At 47.9% G+C, this 18,287-nt stretch carries 18 protein-coding genes; 9 read left to right on the forward strand and 9 right to left on the reverse strand.

Features of this window, described 5'->3' with window-relative positions; all coding sequences use genetic code 11:
- Nucleotides 1–89: 89 nt before the first annotated feature.
- The 8 genes from PF479_RS01980 to ppk2 form a co-directional block, all read right to left on the reverse strand.
- Complete coding sequence (locus tag PF479_RS01980) at nucleotides 90–1,607, reverse strand: response regulator (RefSeq protein WP_298001706.1); 1,518 nt, start codon at nucleotides 1,605–1,607, stop codon at nucleotides 90–92.
- A gap of 149 nt (nucleotides 1,608–1,756) precedes the next feature.
- A complete protein-coding gene (locus PF479_RS01985) occupies nucleotides 1,757–2,794 on the reverse strand; it encodes an ABC transporter ATP-binding protein (protein WP_298001708.1) in 1,038 nt (345 codons plus the stop codon).
- Complete coding sequence (locus tag PF479_RS01990; RefSeq protein WP_298001710.1) at nucleotides 2,791–3,612, reverse strand: ABC transporter permease; 822 nt, start codon at nucleotides 3,610–3,612, stop codon at nucleotides 2,791–2,793. The genes PF479_RS01985 and PF479_RS01990 overlap by 4 nt, the downstream gene beginning before the upstream one ends.
- Entirely contained in the window at nucleotides 3,605–4,468 is an 864-nt protein-coding gene (locus PF479_RS01995) for an ABC transporter permease (RefSeq protein WP_298001712.1), read from the reverse strand. The genes PF479_RS01990 and PF479_RS01995 overlap by 8 nt, the downstream gene beginning before the upstream one ends.
- Entirely contained in the window at nucleotides 4,468–5,706 is a 1,239-nt protein-coding gene (locus PF479_RS02000) for an ABC transporter substrate-binding protein (RefSeq protein ID WP_298001714.1), read from the reverse strand. Before PF479_RS02000 ends, PF479_RS01995 begins: the two co-directional genes overlap by 1 nt.
- A gap of 72 nt (nucleotides 5,707–5,778) precedes the next feature.
- Nucleotides 5,779–6,615: a DpnII family type II restriction endonuclease gene (locus PF479_RS02005; RefSeq protein ID WP_298001716.1), complete on the reverse strand. Its 837-nt coding sequence runs from the start codon at nucleotides 6,613–6,615 to the stop codon at nucleotides 5,779–5,781.
- A gap of 11 nt (nucleotides 6,616–6,626) precedes the next feature.
- The gene (locus PF479_RS02010) at nucleotides 6,627–7,655 is read right to left on the reverse strand and encodes a DNA adenine methylase (protein WP_298001718.1); all 1,029 of its coding nucleotides are present in this window, start codon (nucleotides 7,653–7,655) and stop codon (nucleotides 6,627–6,629) included.
- A gap of 5 nt (nucleotides 7,656–7,660) precedes the next feature.
- Entirely contained in the window at nucleotides 7,661–8,461 is an 801-nt protein-coding gene (ppk2, locus tag PF479_RS02015) for a polyphosphate kinase 2 (RefSeq protein ID WP_298001720.1), read from the reverse strand.
- Nucleotides 8,462–8,589: 128 nt separating this feature from the next.
- Here ppk2 and PF479_RS02020 point away from each other — a divergent pair, with 128 nt between their 5' ends.
- From PF479_RS02020 to PF479_RS02040, 5 genes are all read left to right on the forward strand, one after another.
- Complete coding sequence (locus PF479_RS02020; RefSeq protein ID WP_298001722.1) at nucleotides 8,590–9,597, forward strand: aldo/keto reductase; 1,008 nt, start codon at nucleotides 8,590–8,592, stop codon at nucleotides 9,595–9,597.
- A 52-nt stretch (nucleotides 9,598–9,649) separates the two neighbouring features.
- On the forward strand, nucleotides 9,650–10,309 hold the full coding sequence (locus PF479_RS02025; protein ID WP_298001724.1) for a hypothetical protein: 660 nt from the start codon (nucleotides 9,650–9,652) through the stop codon (nucleotides 10,307–10,309).
- A 3-nt stretch (nucleotides 10,310–10,312) separates the two neighbouring features.
- Nucleotides 10,313–11,500, forward strand: a complete 1,188-nt coding sequence (locus tag PF479_RS02030) for an aminotransferase class V-fold PLP-dependent enzyme (RefSeq protein WP_298001726.1) — start codon at nucleotides 10,313–10,315, stop codon at nucleotides 11,498–11,500.
- A complete protein-coding gene (locus PF479_RS02035) occupies nucleotides 11,497–12,168 on the forward strand; it encodes a CoA pyrophosphatase (RefSeq protein WP_298001728.1) in 672 nt (223 codons plus the stop codon). The genes PF479_RS02030 and PF479_RS02035 overlap by 4 nt, the downstream gene beginning before the upstream one ends.
- A gap of 65 nt (nucleotides 12,169–12,233) precedes the next feature.
- Nucleotides 12,234–13,046, forward strand: coding sequence for a hypothetical protein (locus tag PF479_RS02040; RefSeq protein WP_298001730.1), 813 nt, complete (start codon nucleotides 12,234–12,236; stop codon nucleotides 13,044–13,046).
- On the opposite strand, the gene PF479_RS02045 is transcribed toward PF479_RS02040, so the two are convergent.
- Nucleotides 13,043–13,348 (reverse strand): hypothetical protein, encoded by a 306-nt coding sequence (locus PF479_RS02045; protein ID WP_298001732.1) that lies wholly within the window; start codon nucleotides 13,346–13,348, stop codon nucleotides 13,043–13,045. The two genes, PF479_RS02040 and PF479_RS02045, sit on opposite strands and share 4 nt — an antisense overlap.
- A gap of 232 nt (nucleotides 13,349–13,580) precedes the next feature.
- On the opposite strand from PF479_RS02045, the gene PF479_RS02050 reads away from it, so the two are divergent.
- The 4 genes from PF479_RS02050 to PF479_RS02065 all read left to right on the forward strand — a co-directional run.
- The gene (locus tag PF479_RS02050) at nucleotides 13,581–14,126 is read left to right on the forward strand and encodes a GNAT family protein (RefSeq protein ID WP_298001734.1); all 546 of its coding nucleotides are present in this window, start codon (nucleotides 13,581–13,583) and stop codon (nucleotides 14,124–14,126) included.
- Between the two features lie 173 nt (nucleotides 14,127–14,299).
- Nucleotides 14,300–14,839, forward strand: a complete 540-nt coding sequence (locus tag PF479_RS02055) for an NAD(P)H-dependent oxidoreductase subunit E (RefSeq protein WP_298001735.1) — start codon at nucleotides 14,300–14,302, stop codon at nucleotides 14,837–14,839.
- Nucleotides 14,829–17,948, forward strand: a complete 3,120-nt coding sequence (locus PF479_RS02060; RefSeq protein ID WP_298001737.1) for an NADH-ubiquinone oxidoreductase-F iron-sulfur binding region domain-containing protein — start codon at nucleotides 14,829–14,831, stop codon at nucleotides 17,946–17,948. The genes PF479_RS02055 and PF479_RS02060 overlap by 11 nt, the downstream gene beginning before the upstream one ends.
- Nucleotides 17,941–18,287: 2Fe-2S iron-sulfur cluster-binding protein (locus PF479_RS02065; RefSeq protein WP_298001739.1), on the forward strand; the 347-nt coding region annotated here is incomplete at its 3' end. The genes PF479_RS02060 and PF479_RS02065, both read left to right, overlap by 8 nt.

Below are 18,287 nucleotides of genomic sequence, written 5' to 3' on the forward strand. Positions count from 1 at the left end.
TAATAATCCTCATCTATCTGTTTTTTTTAATTATAGTTGAGAATTATTACTATTTCATTAATTTCCAGGAAATTATTCTCAAAGTGTATTTATGCTTCCTTTCTTATCTGGGAAGGAGACTTCCCAAAAAAATTTTTGAAGACCCTTGAAAAGTAAAGCGGGTCTGAATAACCTACCATCAAGGCAACTTCTCTGGTCAGAAGATCTTTATCCTGAAGAAGATGATCCCTGGCCTGAATCATTCGGATTTTCAGAAGAAATTCTGCAGGAGAAATCCCTTTTTTCTTCTTGAAAATTTTACTGACCCGGGACGGCACAAGACCGAATTGATTTGACAGGCTCTGATTTGACAAGGGCTTATTATAATTCAGAGTAATATACTCTGTAATTTCATCGATTAGATCTTCATTTTTCTCTTTTCCGATTCCCTTATGAATGAGGATCTCTCTGAGTATTCCCGAATATCCCTGGATCAATTCTTTTTTATCGGAAGTGTTTGTAATCAATTCTTTCAGAACCAGTTCCGTATTTTCAGGAAGCATATCCTTACCCAAAAGCTGGGATAGGAATGAGAGTTTGTATGTCAAGTGCTGTTCCCATTGATTCTGGGTACGCTCATCTTTTGAAAATTCTCTTGCGGCTTCAATCATGGATTCCAACAGGGTTTCCGGTGCCACGAGACTGAGATCATCGGAGGGCATTTCCCGATAATTCTCAAATTCATTTTCAATAAAACGCCCCCTTTCCGAAGAATCCTGTTGAAAATGAACAATGGTGGATCTGGAAAAAATGATATTCTGCTTCAAAGTCTGGCGCTGCTTTTGATGGCTCTCTGCGAGTGTTGTCAAATCAGTAATCTTTGGTGACAGGCAGAGTGTCACCGGTAATGATCCCAATTGACTGAGAGTTCCATGAAGTTCACAAATGGAGGATTCCTGGACTTTTTCTTCAGAAAAAAGGATTAGGATTTGTTCTGCATCAGTCATTCCGGGAATAATCCAGTGCTCACTCCCTGAAAAATACCTGGATGCATACTCATTAAGACTATTTTTCTCCCAGAAACATCTACCAGGCAAAAGGTAATCATTTTCTGTGATGGGATAAGGTCCGGCACAAAAAAGAATCATTGTGATCTGGTCATCGTCTAAATATCTGGCCAGTGATTTAGAATCCCCATTCATATGGAAAATATCCGACAATTGATGATAGATCTGACCCGATCGTTTGACTCTCACAAAATCTGCTACCGCCGCCAGCTGCTTCTTAAGATTTTTTTTATCAAGTGGCTTAAGTAGATAATCAAACACTCCAGTCTTGAGTGCTTCTTTAGCATAGTTAAAATCCTGATATCCGCTGAGAACAAGGGCCAGGATATCCGGATACTTTCGGGAGACAAGCCTCAATAATTCAATTCCACCCATGACTGGCATATACAAATCTGTAACCAGTACATCGATTCGAAAAATTTCTTTGTCAAGAATGTCCAGTGCTTCCTGTCCATTGGAAGCGGTAGCCACAACCATAAATTGTTCATGAGAATTTTCAATATTCAGGCAGACACTTTTTAAAATTGGAGGTTCATCCTCAACAACAAGAACATGAATCAAAAAAACTCCCTTGGTTAGACTGAACCTGAGAATCATGTTTTCAGGTTCTTAATTAATAATATATACCAGATACAATAAATTCAGCCGTTGAAATCTGGATGATTCTTCTCTTTTTTCCTAAAACTTTTCACAAAAGAAGAAATTAATCCCTAAACAATCCAGATCCGCTGACTGGGAAAGCTGAACCAGACCTTTTCACCTTCATCATACCCCTCCCGTGATTCCGAAGAATCCAGGACATCCCAGAGGATTCCTCCAAACTCGATCCTGTAGCGGATAAAAGTACCCATATAGATTTTATGTTTAATGAGACATAAAACAGAGTTTTCACTCCCCTTTTCGGGGAGAATATGCTCTGGACGGATCATCAGGCAGACAGATTCTCCCTGACGGTCCCGGCTGAGGGGAGTCTGAAGAGTTCCAACCTCAGTATCGATGCCCTGGTTGCTGCAGAATCCTTTTATAAAATTCCTGTTACCGAAAAAGGAGGCCACCCGTTCGGATACTGGTTTCTCGTAGAAATCACGCACCGGTCCAAACTGATGCAGCCGTCCTTCAAACAGGAGAGCGACTCTGTCGGCCAGGAGAACGGCTTCTTCCTGATCATGGGTCACAAAAATGGTGGTGACATTGAAATCCCGATGAACCTGAAGGATTAATTCCCTCATTTCATCCCGGAGGTGGGCATCCAGATTGGACAAAGGCTCATCCAGAAGGAGAACCTGGGGTCGGATGACCAGTGCCCTGGCCAGGGCGACCCTCTGCTTCTGCCCTCCCGAGAGCTGGGAGGGTTTTCTATCCCCCATTCCTTCCATCTGAACAAGTCTCAGCATTTCATTCACCCTTGAGTCAATTTCATTCCTGTCGATCCGGCGCATCTTTAAACCAAATGCTATGTTCTGGGCAACAGACATATAGGGGAAGAGGAGGGAGTTCTGGAAGACCATCACCACTTCCCTCTCTTCAGCAGGAACTTGATTGGCAATCCGGCCGTCAAAAAGGACCTCCCCCTCTGTGATGGGATGAAGTCCGGCGATCATCTTTAAAATGCTGGTCTTACCGCAGCCAGAGGGTCCCAGAAGGGCTACCAGCTCACCACGGGAAACCTTCATATTCAGTGATTTCACAACGGCAGGCTCTTTTCTGCCGTACTGCTTTGTCAGATTATTAAGAGTAATATCGATCATAACCCGCCTAAACCGCCTATGCCGGAGGATTTCCCCGTGAGGTACCGGCTTGAAAAAATCAGAATCGCCACAGAAGGCATGAGAAACAACAGACCCAATGCCGCCGTCAGGGCGTTGTCCCCGGAGGAGGCAAAACTGAAAAGCAGAAGGGGTAGGGTTATAATCCTCCCCCCGCCGATCATCAGAGTCAGAATATACTGTCCCCAGGAAATCAAAAAAGAAAACATGCTTCCCACGATGATCCCCGGCAGCACGGCCGGAAGGGTGATATGAGTAAAGATTCGGATTCTACCGGCTCCCAGTGAGCGTGCCTGCTCTTCAAAAGCAATATCATAATGAGAGAAGACACCACTCATGCTGATGGTCATATAGGGAATGGTGGGAATCAGGTGAACCAGAACGACCCCGAAAATGGTTTCTGTCAGACCATAACGAATAAAGAGAATCTGAATGCCCATAGTCACTGTCAGAGAAGGGATCAGGGCCGGAGAGAGCAGGATCAGTTCCGCCGGCAATTTTCCACGGAACTTGTATAATCCCAGAGCCCTTCCGGCAGGAACTCCCACCAGTATGGAGAGGGCCGTCACAGCAAGGGCAATGACCAGACTATTTCCCAGAGCCCTCAGAATACGGCTCCCCGAATGAACAAGATAGGTCCAGCTCCGGAGGCTCAGAGATTCAGGAAGGATATCCGGAAAGAGCCATCGATGGCTGAAGGCCCAGACAAATAGGGGCAGTAGAGGCAGTAGGACACCCAGTAGTATGCCCAGAAGGAGGAGCCTTCTAAAGATGGGAAGACCAGGGAGAAACTTATTCATGGGACCCTACCCTATTGATCAACCCTTTGTACACAAGCACAAAAATAAGCAGAAAAACCGTCATCAGAATAGAAAGGGCCATGGCCGGGGAGCGTTGTCCCAGGTCGGGATTGCTGAAGTAACGGTACACAAGAACCGACAGCATGGAGGGATAGGGACGACCCAGCAGATAAGGGACTTCATAGGAGCCGAAGGTATAGGCAAAACAGATGATACTCCCCGGAAGAACTCCCGGCAGGATCAGGGGAATCAGGACATGACGGAAAACCTGAAAACGCCGGGCTCCCAGACTCACAGCCAGCTCTTCATAATCATCCCCCAGAGACTGAAGAACAGAAAGAACGATGATGCCGATGAAAGGAATCTGTTTCCAGAGGTACACCAGAATGATCCCCCAGCCCCAGCGGTCATTGACCAGAGCCGGAAATTCCGAAGAGTCTCTGATTCCGCCCAGGAGGTATACAAAGCGGGAAAGGGTTCCGCTTTGTGAGAGGAAAAGCACCGTCCCCAGAGCAATGATGATATGAGGGACAGTGACGGGAAACTGATAAAAAAACAGGAGACCCTTGCGCCCCCGGAAACGGCCTCTCAGTGCCAGGGCGGTCATCACTCCCAGTACAACCGTCAGCACAGTGGCGGTGAAAGAGACAAAAAAGGTCAGGATAATACCCGGCAGGAGCTCCTCATTATGGAGGACCTTTTCATAGGCATCCAGACTGGGAGAATCCAGGCCTATGAGGGGAAAATAATTCAGGCTTTGGAGTGTACCCAGTATAAATCCTCCAAAAAACAGAAAAATCAGTATAATCAGAGCAGGTGCTAAAAGAATGTATCCTCGGGATGAAGTCGTCAACATCAATTCCTGAGGACGTACTTCTGCCAGTCATCCTCTATCCGGATCAGCCAGTCGGCCTGAATTTCCGGGAGAGTCAGATTGTTCAGGACCTCCGTCGGCAGGCGGGAAGGCGCCAGAGGCAGTTGTTCAAATTCTGATTTAACAGACGATGGGATCCGGTCCATATCCAGAGGAGTCATCCAGTGCATCCCCTCCGGGCTGGCCGCATGAAGCTGAACCTCCGGGTCGAGAAGCTCATTGGCCATGACCAGAGCCGCGGCTTTGTGGCTTGAATTGAAGCTCACAGCCACATAATTGGTATTTCCGATCATTCCCGTATCAAACATATAGGTTCTCACAGAGTCCGGATACTTCCCCTTGCTGATGGCATCGGCGGCACCATCGGCTCCATAATTCAGATTAAAATAGATTTCACCGTTCCCGAAAAGTTCCTGGGCCTTTGTAAAAGATTCCGGGTAGGTCTCCCCCTTCCTCCAGAGAGAGGGTTCAACCTCATTCAGCAATTCCCAGACCCGGGGAGCCACACGGTTATACACTTCCTGGTCAAAGGGTCCCATAAGGAGATCAGGATTGCCGGCAACATAATAGAAGACATGCCGGACAAAGACACTGCCCGTAAAATCGGGAGGAGCCGGATAGCTCAGCTTGCCGGGATTTTCACGGGCCCATTGAAAAAGAGCCCCGATATCAGAGGGAGGATCTGCCACACGGGCACTATCGTACTCCATCACACTCTGGGCGGCTCCGTAGGGTGATTCATATCCGTCGATGGGGTAACCGAAGTCAAAATCCATGATCCCGGGATCCACATACTCAATATTCGGCAGGCGGGAAGCATAGGGACCAAAGAGCAGATCTGCCTGCCTCATGGTCCTGAAGTTTTCCCCGTTTATCCACATCAGATCGACGGCGCCTCCTCTGGTCTTACCAGCCTGTTTTTCTCCCAGGACCTTGTTGACATAGACGGCAGAGCTGTCTATAGGAACCATTTCCAGATGAATATCATATTTTTCCTGCAATCTGTTACTCAGCCAGGTACTCACCCAGGTATTGTAGGTTTCACTGCCGCCCCACATGAAAAAATAGACACTCTGTCCCCTGGCTTCTTCCTGTATATCCTCCCAGCTCATGGAGGCAAAGCGCTCTTCAAAGGATTCCCCGGAATCTTTCCCTCCGGAGGCACACAGTGGAAAACACATAAAAGTTAATATCATTAAGATCAAAATCGTGTTTCTCATTAAAGCTCCCCAGGTCGCATTCAGATTAAAATATGCCTTCAGTATAGAGGAGAGGCCTTATGGATTTCAAATTTACAGCCCTTTTTCACCTTTCAAAAGCTGCAGATCCTCTCTGAAAAGGTTCTGCATTTTTTTGGTATAGATCCTGTAAATAAAACCAGAATTCTGGAAATCCTCCAGTTTTCTAAAATCACTTTCCCGGGATTTCCAGGTAACACCATCTGTAAAGATCATGAGAACAGTGTCATGCCTCTTCTCCTGAATGATCCGGTTTATATCTCCGATGACATCGGTCTGTTTGCTTCCTGTTGCCCCATACCCTTTGACCTCAATCAGGATTTCGGGTTTGCTCCGGGAGGGAATGGCAAAATCAGCCTTTTCCGTAGAAATCCCGTCCATACCTGTAAAGCTGCAGCGGGCCTCAAAATCGGTAAAAACCGAGGCGACAAGGGCCTCAACAAAATCTTCCAGCTCCCGTCCCCGCTTCTGACCCTTGATCGCGCTTCCCCGGCCCCCCTTCAGACGTTCGGTCAGAATATCCTGCCAGGTATAGCTCCGTGCCATGGATTCCTGCATGATGTCATTGAGGAGCAGGGGCCCCAGGGTTTCCACATAGGCTAAGGGATTTGATTTGAATCCACTCTTGCCGGCCAGACGGGGGGTGGAAAACAAGTCTCTCATCCGGGTGTTATACTCATCTTTCGACAGCTCCAGAAAGAGCCTGATCACCGTCGTGGCGGCTTCGAAGTCCTCATCCAGAAGGCGTACAAGAGCCCAGGGATCATCCCCGATAGAGGAGAATTTATCCAAAAAATCAACGACTCGGATGGAAAATTCATCTTTCCAGTCTGTATCCAGGGGGCTCAGCAAATTCAGAATTTCTCCTGTCTTCTGTATGATTTTCTTCATTTGTTCCTTCCTTAGCTGCCGATGATCAGGTATTCACGGACCAATGCCCGTTTCACATTGTCGTGTGTCCCGAAATGATACCTGTGATCCCGCTCTTCCACTCTGACGGTCTGTTTATACCGGCCCATCAATTCGGTCAGGACATCCAGATCAGGAAAGCCGTTGGATGAATAAGACAGAACCAGAGTGCTCCTTTGAAACTGACGGAAGAGAGTATCAAAGGCCTCCACTGCACTCTTTCGGTAGGAGAAAGGGGTATATTTCTTGGCAATTTTTCTCACTTTCGTATCATAGAGGATTTCCTCATCCTTCCAGTAGGTGGAGAGGCCCTCCAGAAAATGATACCTTTTGATATAACAATTGTCATCCGACCGGGGCACATAGGGAGGATCCAAATAGACCAGATCCGCTTTATACTGATCCAGTGGAAAATCAAAGATACTGCCATGGAATACCTTGTGGTCAAGGCCGTTACTGAATATTGATCTGTTATAGCAAAGAGTCTGCTCTCTAAAGTGCTCCTCAAGGGAGAGTTTCAGATCCCTTCTCCCGTCATCATAACGGCTCAGATCTCCCGAAATAGTAAACACACCCCGGGGCTGTTTTTTGGCACAGCTCCGGATCAGAGCCGTCATAGCCAGGGCCTTTTTGTCTTGATTTTCCATGTTACCCAGATGATGAGAAACCCTGTCCAGAAAATTGAGATCGCCGGGTGTAAAAAAGATTCCCGAAAAAGTCTGCTCAATAAAATGATCCATTCCCGGAGCGGGCCGGGTTAGAGTCTCCAGATCATGAAGTGTGATTGTCTCAGATGAGTTTTTGATCACACCCCGGGCGATGGTCGAAGGAAAATGGAGGAAATCATTGGAATAGACCCGCTTTCCCATACTCTTGAAGAGGTATGAGACAGAACCGGAACCGGAAAATCCATCCAGAGCTGTTTTAAACTCAAGGAGTTCCATCTCCTCACGGATCCAGGGGAGCAGACGGTATTTATTGCCCATAAACCGGAGTTGAGGAAGGTTTTTATAATCTGTCATTCTGTCTAATAATGCTCTGGTATAAAGTTTTCTCTGGTGAGAGGAGGCCTTTCATAATTGCTTTTCGGCCGTTCAGGGAGTTCAATAATTCTGGGCTGAATTTCACGGTAGGGAATCTGGGTAAGGATGTGATGAATACAATTGAGGCGGGCCCTCTTTTTATCGTCAGCCGGTACTTCATACCAGGGAGCTTCATCGATATTACAGTGCAGAAACATTTCATCCTTGGCCCTGGAGTAGTCATCCCACAGTTCTATTGACTTCAAATCCATGGGGCTGATTTTCCATCGCTTGATAGGGTCCTCTATCCTTTTTTTAAACCTTTTAAGCTGCTCATCGGGTGAAACGGAAAACCAGTATTTTAAAAGAATAATGTTCGAACGGACAAGCATCTGCTCAAACTCCGGACAACTTATAAAAAACTCATCCCACTGTTCAGGAGTCGTAAAGTTCATAACTTTATCCACACCGACACAGTTATACCAGCTTCTGTCATAGACAACCATCTCACCCTTTGCAGGGAGATGAGGTATATACCTCTGGAAATACCACTGGTTTTCTTCTTTATCCGTGGGTTTTCCAAGGGCCACGACATGACAGGAACGGGGGTTCATATACTGGGTCAGCCGCTTAATGACACCACCCTTCCCCGCGGCGTCCCGTCCTTCAAAGAGAATACAGACCTTCAGCCCTTTCTGTTTGATCCAGTCCTGCAGTTTGACAAGTTCCATCTGCATTTCAAGGAGTTCCTTCTTATATAAGCTTTTTTTGATCTTCTTCTTTTTTCCCTGTTTATCACCAGACATTTACTATTCCTCCCCTCTATTAACAATAACAGGGGTCTCCTGAAAAATCACCCATTTATATCATTCTATTTCATAGGGGAGGAAAAAAAACTATAATAAAAGAGACTCTGTAAAGTGAGGTTATTATTATGCACTACAAACCATCTTCTGATAGATATGAGACCATGACCTACAAGCGCTGCGGTCAAAGCGGAATCAAGCTGCCTCTCCTGGCTTTAGGACTCTGGCACAACTTTGGAAACAGCGATAATTTCGAGAATATGGAGAATCTTGTCTTCCGGGCCTTTGACCTGGGGATTAATCATTTTGATTTGGCCAATAATTACGGACCCCCTCCGGGATCGGCGGAAGAAAATTTCGGGAAAATCATTAAGACACATCTGAATCACTACAGGGATGAACTGATGATTACCACAAAAGCCGGTTATCTTATGGGACCCGGTCCCTATGGAGAATGGGGCAGTAGAAAGTACCTCCTCTCCAGCCTGGATCAGAGCCTGAAACGACTGAGTCTGGATTACGTGGATATATTTTACTCCCACCGCTATGATCCAGACACCCCCCTGGAAGAGACCGTCGGCGCTTTGGACACTGCGGTGCGCAGTGGTAAAGCCCTGTATGCCGGGATATCCAACTACCCCTCTGATGCAACAGCCAGGGCCTTGAAAATATTCAAGGAATTGAAAACACCCTGTCTGATCCACCAGCCCTCTTATTCAATGCTGAACAGATGGATTGAGGGAGATCTGGATAAACTCCTCTTAAAAGAGGGAGTGGGGGCTATTGCCTTTTCCCCTCTGGCCCAGGGACTCCTGACATCCAAATACCTGGGTGGAGACATTCCAGAGGATTCCAGGGCAGCCCTGAATGGTTTTCTCAAGAAAGAGAAGATCACTGGCGATGTGATCAAGCTGCTGAATCAACTGAATGAGATTGCCTTGAACAGATCACAATCACTGGCACAGATGGCCATTGCCTGGATTCTCCACAATCCCGCCATAACAACCGTATTAATCGGTGCCAGCAGGGTGAGACAGCTTGAAGAAAATGTAAAAGCCCTGGAAAATCTCAGTTTTTCTAAGGAAGAAATCCAATCCATTGAAGCGGTATTAAAAAACAACAGCTATGTGAAATGAGACCCCCGAGGAAGACAGCCTCGGGATTCCGAAATCCGACAGGAGTATGAGTATGAAAAAATTATTCCTGATAACAAGCCTTCTCTTGTTGTCAGTCACATTGTGGGCCCAATCGGAATTCTTCAACACCGTCGAGTTTCACAATAAGACACAGGGTGAGATTATCTACCTCTTCTGTTCACCCGCAGACAGCGAATTCTGGGGACCCGATGTTCTGGGTAGCCATCGGACTCTGGAAGCCGGAGAAAAGATTGAGTTTTATATCTCCTATCCTCATGAGTCAGACAGTTTCGACTTTATGGCCATTGATGAATACGGAAGTGTGTATGAACTCTATGAGAAGGAAATTACCGACGGCAGTCCCGCAAAATTCGTGATTTCTCTGGATTCTAAAACAGAGGAACTGGACCTGGAAAGCCTCTCTGAAGAGCTGGTCGCCCTGGAAATCAACAATAACACCGGTTTTGAGCTTTTCTACCTCTTTATTTCCCCCAGTGATTCCGAAATGTATGGCATTGATTTTATGGACAAAGAAACCACTCTGCCCCCGGGAGAGTCTATATCCATGCTTTTTTTGAACCGGGATACAGGCATAGACTATGACATTCAGGGCATCGATGAAGACGAAGACAGTTACTCCTTTTCACTCACCCTGGATCCGGCGCTGGGAGATCAGGTTGTTGACATCAACTATGAAGATCTGGATTCCTGAGTCTTGAACTGCCGCTGCCACCACCTTCAGAGGCTGATTGACGCTCGTGTATCCTACGATGAACCGACCTCTGTCTATCTGGATTACAATGCGGCCTGCCCTCCGGACCGCCGTATTCTGGCCTTGTATCAGAATACAGCCCTCAAGATCTGGGCACATCCTTCCTCACCCCATATGGCAGGTCAGTACTGTCAGGATTTTTATGCCGGCCTGGAAGAGCAATGGATGGAAATGACCTCCCATATTTTTTCATCCCTTTATTTCTGCGAGGGAAGCAGCGAAGGCCTTCTCCGCATTTTAAACGAGGCTGGACAGCAGAATAGAGCCGTCATAACCAGTTCTGCAGAACACAATGCCGTTCTGGACCAGGCTCAAAAGATCAGCAGAGAAAAGAATACAGTCCTTACGATATTAGATGTAGACAGACAGGGAAAAATAAGGATGGATCAACTAAGAAAAGCCCTTCAACTCCATTCCGGGGCCCTCCTTGTCTACTCTCCGGTGAACCATGAAACAGGGGCAATTCAGGACTGCAGTACCCTGTGGAACTGTGCTCTGGATGAGGAGGCCCTTGTATTTCTGGATGCGGCCCAGGGGGCGGCACGGATGATGCCTGTCGACTGGCTTCCCTACTGTCACGGTTTCTGCCTGAGCGGCCAGAAGATCTATGGTCTGAAAGGGAGCGGTGTGATACTCCTCAGGGAAGAGCTGACACTGGCGGATCAGGAGAAGGGGACTCCCGATTTACCCGGTGCTGCCGCTGTTACTGAAGCCATGAGGCTGCAGATGAAGGGAATGGAAGAACAACTTTCTCTCTGGGAGACTCTCGGGGCAGAAGGAAAAAAAATACTGGAATCGGGGTCCTTTGCCCTGGAGATTCTATCTCCCCCGGACTCTTCGGCGGCTGTGCTCTGTGTCTGCCTTCCAGAGATGAATAAGGCAGGCCGTACCATGGAAGACTTGTTTTATCATTTAAACAAAGACGGAATCTATCTCAGCCGGTTTTCCGCCTGTACGGGGAGTGTCAACGGTTCATCCCGTATTCTAGAAGCCATGGGATTTCCTGCGGAGGCACAGGAGTCGTCCTTACGGATTTCTCTGGGGCGGTCGAGTCAAAGGGTCGATTTTTTCCGTCTCAAAAAGTCCCTGGAGTACTACTTCCACCAGAGTTCAGAAGGCTTGAAAGAATGAATCTTCCCCAAATAAAAGCAGAACTTCTCTCAGGAGAGTGTATTCCCCGGATTATCGGCCGGGAACATATGCTCTGTTCCGCCGTACTCATTCCCCTTATCCTGACTGAAGAGGAACCATTGATTCTGTTTCAAAGGAGATCCGCCCAAATAAGACAGGGGGGTGAGATATGCTTTCCCGGCGGCCGCTTCGACAAGGAAAAAGACTCTGACTTTAAAATGACGGCCCTCAGGGAGACCTGTGAGGAAATCGGCATCCAGGCCGAAAAGGTTGAAATCCTTGGATCTCCGGGAACCCTGGTCACCCCCTTGAATGTTCTTGTTCAGCCCTATCTCGGAATTCTGAACATAAATGGACTTTCTGATTTGTCCGCCAATGAGGAGGAAGTGGAAGAGCTCTTCACCCTCTCCCTCAGCTGGTTTGCAGAGAATTCCCCTCAAGAATACAGGCTCCCCATAAAAGCGCATCCCTTCAGTGAGAACCAGCTGACAGGCGATAGGGAATGCCATTTCCCCACCCGGGAGCTTGATCTCCCCGAACGATACCAGACACCCTGGGAAGGAGAGAATCGTCACAGGATCTGGGCCTATTCGACCCCTCAGGGCCTGCTCTGGGGCATCACCGCGCAAATACTGGTCGAGATTCTCCCCCTTTTGATGAAAGATTAATTAATAAAAGAATTAAATCCATTTAATGGCCCTGGGAGTCGTTAATAGTAAATGAGACTTTAATCATGAAAAACAATGATATAACTGATAATCAGGTACAAATTTTCAATGGCGAATTGAAACATGATCCCGACAAAGGGAATTCTCACCTCATCATCCTGATTCAGGATGAATATGTAAAATCAAAAAACTTTCAAAATCTTATGAGGGAAAAAAAACAGCTCTCACTAGGCGGAAATATTTTATTTCAGTTGTTAACCAGCCTTTTTGACTATATCACCCGCCTTTTTGAAAGGATTCGCCTGGATGATCTGAATCTGAATGAAGGTAATAAGACCCTCCTGTTTCTTAAGAAATTTTCCAATTCTTCCGCTGTAATCGAACAAAAACTGGGCAGACTCAACAGTCTGAGTCCCGACAGGAAGGATGAACTCTTCATCCTTCATATTGACGGCCTTGAAAACAGTATCACCTTTTCCAGAAACTCCGATGGAAACTCAAGACTGAACATTGAAATACCTGTCAGTTATATCTACAACCGTCTGATTTCGTTTGTTGACAAGATGGATTTTACGGATCTGAATAAAACTGACAAAGATATAAGAGATTTATTCCTCAATCAGTTCAACCAATTGCATCAAAGAATCATGGATCATAAAAAACAGATAGAAATGAAATATGCCCTGGAACTGGCTCAGGAGAGGGCTCGGGATCTGGAAAATCAGAATGCCCAGCTAACGGACAGGATCAATCAGGTAAAATTCCAGAATGATCTCTATAAAAGGTCCTATTTTTCTTTAAAAAACCGGTATAGGGCTATAATCATGAAGGTGAATGGTGCAGCAGAAGAGGATGATGAAAATCTGGAAGAGCTCTAAAACTCCATCTGATCGCTGTATGTCAGATATATCTTCCTGTCATCCAATATCAGCAGGGCCTTCTGAGTCCATGCAAGCTTGACAGCAATCATCTCAGAAACCTGAAGAGTCCCGTGTGGGCAGTCATTGAGCAGCTGAAGCGTACCCTCCCCCAGTTGACCCGAACCAGACTTGAATTCATCAAGGGAGGTACCCGCGTAGAAAATGAAATTGTGTTTCAGTGTGAAAAGATTTAAATCGCTTCCATCATTGGGATGTATGGCAATGTTAAGATCGGATAATTTTTTTTCAACTTGTATCATGAGAGGGGCCGTATGTTCCATATTAATAATTTAACTGATCACTCAAAGCATTACCAGAAAAACAGTTTGTCCAATGATTATTTTTATCCATAATCCATGATAGTATCGTAAAAGGATTTGGAACTTAAGAATGATCAGCCCGAATTCAGAACTTTATCCTGAGGAAGATGGAATTATTACAGAAGATGTATTTCTGATATTTCGCCAGAAAAAGTGGGATGGGGGGTGATTCATGTTCTACAGATACATAGATATTGAGATGCAGCTCTGTCTGCTCACAAAAGATAATGCACCAGCACTCTACGAACTGACAACCCGGAACAGAGCCTATCTTAGACAGTGGCTCCCCTGGGTGGACGGGATTCAGAAACCCGGTGATACAGATTATTTTATCGGGGCCTGCCTCAAACGTTTTGCAACGGGAGAACAGATGACCTGCGGCATACTCTATCAAAACCAACTCGTAGGGGTGGCAGGATTCAACCGATACAACTACAGCACAGGAACGGCCTACATCGGATACTGGCTCTCCCGGGATAAGTCCGGACGGGGCATCATGACCCGGGCAGTGAAAGAGCTGGAACAGATAGCCTTCAATGAAAAGGGCATGAATAAAATCGAAATCCATTGTGCCGTCGAAAATACTCGGAGCCGCCGTATTCCCCTAAGACTGGGATATAAGGAAGAAGGACAAATCAGAGGCGCCGAAAACCTCTACGGCCGGAGAGTGAACCATGTTATTTACGGTCTTCTGAAAGAGGAATATCTGCAGCGTTAATTCATTATTGGGCATATGCTCATTAGATCTTTTTTTATCAATAAAAATTGCTTGATTGCTCCGGAGATGCTATAATCGGAATCAGCCGATAGCCCCACCCTACTATGCTGAGGTGCCAGCCTCAATTACTCCCGGCAAAAAAAACCTATACGATCCCCATGAGGAGTAGATCCATGAAACCAAAAAACACTGGTAGGATCCCCTGCGATCAGATCCCGGAAAGCCATCTGAATCCTTCGGATATCATCCCTCAGCTTGATGACATCATCATGAAGCACAAAGACACGGAGGGTGCCCTCATCCCCGTTCTTCAATCAGCTCAGAATCTGTTGGGTTACCTGCCCCGGGAGACACTCATTCACATCAGTGAAAAAATGAATGTTTCCCTCAGTGAAGTCACAGGGGTTGTCTCATTCTATTCCTTCTTCTCCACCACTCCCCGGGGAGACCATGTTATCCGGGTCTGTCTGGGTACGGCCTGTTATGTCCGGGGAGGCAAGGAAGTACTCAATTCCCTTGAAAAACAACTGGGAATCAAAGTAGGAGAAACTACCACGGACAACCGGTTCTCCCTTGAAATAGGTCGCTGTTTCGGCGCCTGTGGTCTGGCTCCTGTTGTGATGATCGATGATACGGTTCATCAGCGGGTCAAGCCTTCCCGAATTCGTGAGATCCTAGACCCTTACCGCGTGGAGGATGAAAATGCATCATAAATTTAAATCAGCAGGAGACATGGAGGAGTACAGAAAACAGATCCTCAATGATGCTCCGTCGATAGATAAAATCATCCGGATATGCACCGGAGGCGGGTGTATCGCTTCGGGAGCCATGGATATTAGAAAAAGGCTGGATGAACTCCTGGGTGAGGAAGAAATGAACTGGATCATCAAGGAAACCGGCTGCATGGGCCCCTGTGCCCACGGTCCGGTCCTGGCGGTGGGAGATACCATTTACAGAGCCCTCTCCCCGGGAGATCTGCCTCAGATCATAGAATCCCATCTGCATAAGGGACAGAAGGTTGAGTCACTTCTGCTGACCCCATCGTCGGAGAAAGAAGAGAATGGAGGGGATACTTTTTTTAAGAATCAGGAAAAGATAGTTCTGAGAAATTGCGGTATCGTCGATCCTCTGAGTATCGACGATGCACTGTCAAGACATGCTTATGAGGCACTTGGCAGTGTTCTGAAAAGCAGCAGTGATCCTGAAAGTATCATCCAGAACCTGAAAGACTCGGGTCTGAAGGGACGTGGGGGTGCTGGATTCCCAACCTGGAAGAAGTGGGAGATGACCCGGAAGGCTCCGGGCCTGGAAAAAGTTGTCGTATGCAACAGTGATGAGGGAGATCCAGGGGCCTTTATGGACAGGTCTATTCTGGAAGGCGATCCTCATTGTCTGATCGAAGGGATGGCTCTGGCAGCCTATACCGTCAAGGCCTCCCGGGGCTTTGTCTATGTGAGAGCTGAATACCCCCTGGCCGTGTCCCGGATGGAAAAAGCCATCGAACAGGCCCGTTTCTGCGGTCTCCTTGGACCTTCCATTCTGGGAAGCAGTTTTTCTTTTGATCTGGAAATAAGGATGGGTTCAGGAGCCTTTGTCTGCGGAGAGGAAACCGCACTGCTCATGTCTATAGAAGGAAAACGGGGAGAACCCCGTTCCAGGCCCCCCTTCCCCGCCGAAAAGGGTCTGTGGGGTATGCCCACCCTTCTGAATAATGTAGAAACCTTTGCCAATGTGTCGGCCATCCTCCTGGATGGACCCCGGGTTCTGTCCCGGCTGGGTACTGAAAAGAGCAAGGGCACAAAGATTTTTGCCCTTGCCGGGTCCGTGAATAATACGGGCCTGGTGGAGGTCCCCATCGGAACGCCCCTGGGTGATCTGATTTTCGACACCGGAGGGGGCATCAAGGAAGGCCGGAACTTCAAGTCGGCTCAGATCGGAGGCCCCTCGGGGGGATGCATACCCAAAGAGTATCTGAATGTCTCCCTGGATTATGAGCCCCTGAAGGAACTGGGGGCTATCATGGGTTCCGGAGGATTGATTGTCATGGATGATGAATCCTGCATGGTCGATGTGGCCCGGTTTTTCATCGAATTCGTACAGGAAGAGTCCTGCGGAAAGTGTGTACCCTGCCGTGTCGGAACCAAAAGGATGCTGGAAATCCTGGAGCGGATCTGCGGTGGTGAGGGCAAAGAAGGAGACATTGAACGGCTCATAGAGCTGGGACACCATATTCAGGAAACAGCTCTGTGCGGTCTGGGACAGACCGCGCCCAATCCGGTATTATCAACGATTCGACATTTCAGAAAGGAATATGAAGAGCATATCAGGGATCATCACTGCGATGCGGGGGTCTGCCCCGAACTGGTGAGAGCACCCTGTCAGAGTGCCTGTCCGGCCTCAGTGGATATACCGGGATTCGTGTCTCTCATTGGAGAAGGACGAATGACGGAAGCTCTGAAGCTGCACAGGGAAAGAAACCCCTTTGCAGCGGTCTGTGCCCGAGTCTGTTTTCACACCTGCGAAGACCACTGCCGCCGCTCCGGAATTGATGATTCCGTGTCCATCCGGGGAATCAAACGTTTTATGGTCGATCAGGAAGTTGTTATCCAGACCCCGGACTGCCTGGAAAATGAAGAGAACGCACAGAAGAAGATAGCCATTGTCGGGGCCGGTCCTGCCGGTTTGTCCTGCGCCTACTTCCTGGCCAGACTGGGATACAAACCCGACCTCTATGAGGCTTCTGCCAGACCCGGAGGGATGCTGGTTCAAACCATTCCGGCTTACCGGCTGCCCCGGGAAACACTGGCCAGGGAAATCAGAATGATAGAAGATCTGGGGGCGGTGATTCACACAGAGAAGAGGATGGGACATGATTTCACACTGGATTCACTTAAAAATGAGGGATTCGAGGCAGTCTTCCTTGCTGTGGGTGCACCGGAGAGTCTGAATATGGGCTTGTCGGGAGAAGAAGCAGCCGGCATTGATCAGGCCGTCCCTTTCCTCAGAGAATACAACATCAAAGGATCCGTAAAAATCGGTAAAAAAGTCGTTGTCATCGGCGGTGGAAATGCAGCGGTAGATGCGGCACGGACAGCCTTGCGGCTGGGAGCAGATTCGGTAAAAATCATCTACAGAAGAGGTAAAGAGGCCATGCCGGCCTATGCCGAAGAGATAGAAGAAGCCCTGGAAGAGGGTGTCACCCTGGACTGTATGGTTCAGCCTCTGGAATTCCTGAAAGACGGCAAAGGAGCTGTCCGCGCTGTACGGTGCATCCCCATGATTGCCGGAGAGTTTGACCGCAGCGGCCGGAGAAGGCCTAAAGTATCGGAAAAATCGGAACAGATTTTCGAGGCCGATCAGGTCATAATTGCCATCGGACAGAGACTGGATATGGGAGTTCTTTTCGGTACTCAACGACCCGAATTGAACGCCTCTGGATTCCTGAAAGCCGACCCTCTGACGGGAGAAACATCCTTCCCCGGAGTATTTTCGGGAGGTGATGCCGTGGAAGGCCCCTCATCGGTGGTCAGCGGCATTGCCGCAGGAGAACGGGCAGCCGTGGGCATCGATCTGATGCTCAGTGGAGAAGACCATGCCTTCTGGCGATGGGAACAGAAAATTGATACTGAATTCGATCCTGAGGCAGATCCCCTTCCCGATGGAAGAGATAAGATGCCTCTGGTGCCGGCAGAAAAACGGAAACACAGCTTTGATGAAGTAGAACAGTGCTGGAACGAAAAAACAGCAGTCATTCAGGCCCATCGCTGCCTCCGCTGCGATTACGGCAAAAAAGTCAGAATCAGGGAGGAAGCTAATGTCTGAATGTATATTAAACGGTGAAACCATCGCCTTTGAGCCTGGAGAAACCATACTGACCGCCGCCCAGAGAGAGGGCATCCGGATACCCACACTTTGTTTTCTTGAAGGAAAAGAACCAATGGGGGCCTGCCGGGTCTGTGTTGTCGAGGTGGTGGGAGCCCCCCGGCTGGCAGCATCCTGCTCCACTCCCCTGCGGGAAGGGATGCAAATTCTGACAAACAGCCCGCGGGTCCGCAAATCCAGGACAGAGGTAGTCAACCTGATCCTCAGCGAGCATGAAGGAAACTGCAGCTGGTGTGAACGTTCGGAAGACTGCGAGCTGAAGGCTCTGGCCTACGAACT

Origin of the sequence: Oceanispirochaeta sp., assembly GCF_027859075.1 — a bacterium.
Taxonomy (GTDB): Bacteria; Spirochaetota; Spirochaetia; order DSM-2461; family DSM-2461; genus Oceanispirochaeta.